A 1326-nucleotide genomic window follows, 5' to 3' on the forward strand; every position below is an offset into this window, starting at 1 on the left:
ATCCATCGCGGCGCTCATCCACAATGAGCCGACCGAAAAGTCAGCCCAGAGATCCGGCGTGAAACCCAGGATATGGTCCTTGTGCTGATGTGTGACAATGAGCAGATCAAGCCACTTCTTGGCTCCATCGTCAGGTAGCATGATCTTCAGCTTTTCGAGCGCGGCTGTGAGGTAGTCCATGCCGCTTAGCGATCCGCAATCGATAAGAATGTGAAAATCGCGGCCGTCCTCATGCCCTTCAGGAATCCGGCAATAGATGCAGTCGCCAAGACCGACGTCAAACATGCGTATCAGGAGCTTACCTGCCATTGCCGGCCTCCAATGTCGTCGTCCTCGATATCGTCGTGAATGGCAAAATGCGGCGAAAGCTGAAAACGCACTTCGCCGTCGACGCGGTTGAAACCGAATGGCGGGATGGCACGGGCCAGGAGACCAAGCTCGCCGCCGACGGTCTCGCCGATCATGCCTGATTTGATCCGTGCTGCCAGAGCATCGAGAAATTCCTCGCGACGCTTGCGCCCGGCGTTGCGCTCGGCGCGTTGCTCGGGGCTGTTACCAAGCTCCTCGCTGCCGGGTTTGCGTGCCCAATGGATCTGGTTGCCATTCTGGTCCAGGACGAGCGTTGCACCGCACAGCATACTCGTTCGCTCACCGGCAAAGCGACCGAAGCGCTCGCCCTCGAGTGCGACATCTTCCCGCCATATGTATTGCACGACGATCTGGTCGGGGAGTTGCCGCGATTCCGTTGTCAGCTTTTTGGCGCGAACGATCTCGGTGATGATGAGGTCGGCGTTGAGGGGAATGAACAGATCTGCACGATTGTCGTCGAGAAAACGATATGCACCGCCGCGCGATGCACCGATCGAGTCGATGTCATGGTAAATGGTCAGTTCAGGACGATTGAAGACAGCGTCCGGTTCCAAGAGGGACGCGCGATCCGCTTCATCGAGAATACCGCGCTCAACAAATACGTTGAACATCATCTCGCGATAGCCTTCGGGATCAGTTGGATTGGACACCTCTTCGGCGCGCAACACCGCCAAAGCATAGTCACGGAACTCAACTCCGCATGGCGGCAGAAAATCCAGCGGCTGTATCGCCATCATTTGCATGCGCTGGATCGTGTACCAGAAGGCATTTGGCAAGGATGGCTTGCTCTTCGGATTATGCTTAAAGCGTTGGTCCATCCGTTCCTTGTATTTGCCAAAGAGACTGACCATGATGTCAAAACAGGCTCCCGTCAGCACCTGCGAAACGCGGTGAGGCTGGAGATCGTTCTTTATGTCACTCATTGTCAATTTGTTAGCGGCGGTGCGCAGATAAGGC

Annotated in this window: 2 pseudogenes; both read right to left on the bottom strand. The window is 56.0% G+C overall.

Features of this window, described 5'->3' with window-relative positions:
• A pseudogene (locus ACXJ5O_RS27135) lies at positions 1–309 on the bottom strand (metallohydrolase); the annotation flags it as partial.
• A pseudogene (locus ACXJ5O_RS27140) lies at positions 291–1326 on the bottom strand (serine protease); the annotation flags it as partial. The pseudogenes ACXJ5O_RS27135 and ACXJ5O_RS27140, both read right to left, overlap by 19 nt.

It is taken from the genome of Phyllobacterium sp. P5_D12 (genome assembly GCF_054049495.1).